The sequence below is a fragment of the Jannaschia seosinensis genome, from assembly GCF_001408515.1.
GTDB classification, from domain to species: domain Bacteria; phylum Pseudomonadota; class Alphaproteobacteria; order Rhodobacterales; family Rhodobacteraceae; genus Jannaschia; species Jannaschia seosinensis.
The window spans coordinates 1-3357 of sequence record NZ_CYPR01000217.1; the positions used below are offsets into that span (position 1 = coordinate 1).

Sequence of the window (3357 nt, forward strand, 5' to 3'; positions counted from 1 at the left end):
GGTCAGCCGGGCTGCCAAGCTGCTCGACGACGAACTGGAGGCATGGCGCAACCGCCCTCTGGGCCAGGTAAAATACCTCATCCTCGATGCCCGGTACGAGAAGATGCGCCACGGCGGGGTGGTGCGCGATGCTGCCGTGCTCTCGGCAATCGGCATCGGCCCGGACGAGCGGCGGCGTGTTCTGGGCGTTTCCGTGGCCCTGTCCGAGGCCGAGGTCCACTGGCGGGGCTTCTTGGAGAGCCTGGTCGCCCGCGGCCTGCGCGGCGTCGAGTTCATCGTTTCGGATGACCACTCAGGGCTGCGTGCTGCCCGGCGGGCTGTTCTTGGCGGCGCCACGTGGCAGCGCTGCCAGTTCCATCTCGCGCGCAACGCCATTCATCACGCTCCGAACGTCGAGAGCCGCAAGCGCATCGGAGCCGAGCTGCGCACCGTGTGGAATGCCAGCACGCTCGCCAAGGCAGAAACGGCCTTGGCAGAGATCGTCGCCAGCTATCGCACCTCTGCGCCGAAGCTGGCCGCATGGCTGGAGGAAAACGCGCCCGAGGGGCTCGCGGTCTTCACGCTGCCCGAGCACCATCGCCGCCGGCTGCGCACTTCAAACCCGATGGAGCGATCCGTCCAGCAGGAGCTCAAGCGGCGCACCGTAAAGGTCAGGGTCTTTCCCAGCGACGACGCTCTGCTGCGACTGGTCAGCGCCGTCCTCGTAGAGATCGACGAGAAATGGGCCTCCGAGACCAAGGCCTACATCAAATGGGAATGCCAGGATGCATGACCCGCTCTCAGCAGAATTTCCAGACCGCAGGTTGCTCTATCCTCCATCACCACGACGGCAGGTTCGTGCTTCGACATGAACTGTCGAAACTGGACCCGAGTCACCTTCTTTCGAAACTCCAAGTGTCCGGCCATGCTGGCCCCGTGAAGCTGGAAGACGCTCTTTGCCAGATCCACTCCAATCATTGTATCTTTCATTTGCCGTCCTCTCCTTTGCGTGGCCTTGAACACCACGACCTTGGCACATCGCGATGCCGTCTGGGGAGGGCGGCAACCATCCCATCTTCTGCCGCCGCACGAACGGCTTGACGTAGGCGGGTGGGATCAGCCGAACGTCATGGCCCAGCTTGCCGATCTCACGACCCCAGAAATGAGCGCCGCCGCAGGCTTCCATCGCCACCGTGCAGGACGGCAGCCCGGCCAGAAATTCGAGCACCTGTCCCCGCCGCAACTTGCGCCGAAGCAACACGCGCCCCGACGCGTCCGCCCCGTGAAGCTGAAACACATTCTTCGCCAGATCGAGCCCGACCGTGGTAAACTCCGACATCACCGCTCCCTCCTGTGGATCGTTGCAGACCCACCTTGGCACACTGATGCCGTCGGGGGGCGGTCACATCATCAATGCCCACCGCAGGTCCATAGGCTAAAAGGCTACATCCCCCCGGGATGGCGGACGCCGATGCGCGGATACTCCAAGGTCAAGCTTAGGTGATTGGTGCAACGCGGCCTAAGCCCCTATGTGAAGCTTGACACCTTCCGGAGCTTCTTTCGATGCGATCCGCCCTGACATCGCTGCTGTTTGCATGCGCTGCGCTGCCCGCGGCAGCCGATCCCGTTGTCGTGGAGCTTTTTACCGCTCAAGGCTGCTCATCTTGTCCGCCCGCTGACGCGCTTTTGAGTGAGATTGCCGCCGACGAGGACGTAATCGCTCTGTCGTTACACGTCGATTACTGGGACTGGATCGGCTGGCGGGATACCTTCGCCAAGCCGGCTTTTACCGAGCGGCAATATGCCTACGCAGCTGGCGACGGGACCAGCGTCGTCTATACCCCGCAATTCGTCGTCGGCGGAAGTGATGTCATTGCAGGGCCGTCCGGCATTGAATTGGCCAAGGTTCTGGATGCCCACGGTAGCGTGACCGATGACGTCCTGCGCATCGCATCAAGCCCCGAGGGGCGTGAGGTCATGGCGATGCCGATGAAGAATGTTGAAGCGGCAGAACTGGTCCTCGTCACCTATCTTCCACAAGCGCAGGTTCGGGTTCTTCACGGGGAAAATGCCGGGCGCGTGATGGATTACCACAACATTGTGCATGGGTGGGATGTTCTTGCTCCGTGGAGCGGCGCCAACGTTACGGTTCCTCTGCCCGATGCGCCCAAAGGAATGCGACAGGTCGTGCTGGCCCAGTCCTTGGAAGACGGTCGACCGGGTGCAATTCTGGGCGCAGTGCGCGCAGATTGAACCGTGTGGTCTCGGCGCGTCGTCCGGGCCAGGGGGCTGCATGATCATCAAGGCGATTCTTTTCGATAAGGACGGCACGCTTACCGACTTCCGGGCGACGTGGGAGGCTTGGATGCCGGGCATGATCTACGATCTCGCTAGAGAAAGTGGCGTTTCAGCGCCGGAACTCGGTCACGCGATCGGGCTTGACGTCGAGACCGGCCGCATTCGCCCCGACGGCCGCTTCGTTACGGCGTCCGGCCCAGAGACAAATGCCGCGATTGCGACAGTCACCGGCTGGTCGGTTGCGCGTGTGACCCGCTGGATCGGGGTGCGGGCCCAGACAGTGCAGCAGGTCATGGTTCCGGGGGTGCCTGCTACCATTGCGCGTCTGGCCGCCGCCGGCCTTCCGATGGGCGTGCTGACCAATGCCGATGAGGCAGAGGCGCGCCGGCATCTCGCGGAAATGGGGATCCTTGAGGCCATGACGCGTGTCATCGGATGGGACAGCGGGTTTGGGCCAAAACCGGACCCGCGAGGCGCGGCGGAGTTCGCAAAAGAGTTGGGTTTTGAGCCGTCGCAGATCGTGTTGGTGGGGGACGGGCTGACTGACATGATGGCGGCCTACGGGGCGGGCCTTGTTCCCGTAGGTGTCTTGAGCGGCACGTTGGACGCGGCCGCGCTCCGGCCGCATACGGCTACAATTCTGACCGACGTTACCTCGCTTCCAGATTGGCTCATGGAGCGCGGGGTTCTTCTGCCGACCGCTTAACCCGCATAATTCATGAAGCTGCGGACTTGTGCTCCGTGGGATGGTTTCCCCGGTCTCGGTTTTCTTGCGCGCACCCGGTGTTTGCGTCCGGTTGGCATGTTGGCCGGTGACTTGGGTCTTGGGCGATACGGGTTGATGTTTCTGGGTTTGTCGGGGCGCTTGCGTCAGGCTGTTTTCGGTGGGGCGAGGGCGTCGAAGAGAAGGAGGAGAAGTCCCTTTCGGGGACACGATGCCGGCAGGGTCACGATGATCCGGGTCTTCTTTTCGACGATGGTGGCGGCCAGCTTGACGAGATGCAGCCGCAGCGTGTCGAACTGGGCGCGGCGCCATGGTGAACGTTTTGGGCAAGCCGCGCGAAGCTTCCACCAGACCCA

The 3357-nt window shown here is 62.9% G+C and carries 4 protein-coding genes and 2 pseudogenes; 3 read left to right on the forward strand and 3 right to left on the reverse strand.

Annotation, left to right across the window (positions count from 1 at the left end; all coding sequences use genetic code 11):
* The coding region (locus JSE7799_RS16330; protein ID WP_055663400.1) for an IS256 family transposase at window positions 1-772 on the forward strand (772 nt) is incomplete at its 5' end.
* A 23-nt stretch (window positions 773-795) separates the two neighbouring features.
* Here the strand turns inward: JSE7799_RS16330 and JSE7799_RS22485 are convergent.
* Window positions 796-969, reverse strand: a pseudogene (locus tag JSE7799_RS22485) (IS110 family RNA-guided transposase); the annotation flags it as partial.
* Between the two features lie 85 nt (window positions 970-1054).
* Window positions 1055-1318 (reverse strand): annotated as a pseudogene (locus JSE7799_RS20120) (IS110 family transposase); the annotation flags it as partial.
* 224 nt (window positions 1319-1542) lie between these two features.
* On the opposite strand from JSE7799_RS20120, the gene JSE7799_RS16335 reads away from it, so the two are divergent.
* Entirely contained in the window at window positions 1543-2232 is a 690-nt protein-coding gene (locus JSE7799_RS16335) for a DUF1223 domain-containing protein (RefSeq protein WP_055664555.1), read from the forward strand.
* 40 nt (window positions 2233-2272) lie between these two features.
* Window positions 2273-2983, forward strand: a complete 711-nt coding sequence (locus tag JSE7799_RS16340; protein WP_055664556.1) for an HAD family hydrolase — start codon at window positions 2273-2275, stop codon at window positions 2981-2983.
* A gap of 164 nt (window positions 2984-3147) precedes the next feature.
* Here JSE7799_RS16340 and JSE7799_RS16345 read toward each other — a convergent pair.
* Window positions 3148-3357, reverse strand: a 210-nt coding sequence (locus JSE7799_RS16345; RefSeq protein WP_055664557.1) for a transposase, incomplete at its 5' end; no start/stop codon positions are given.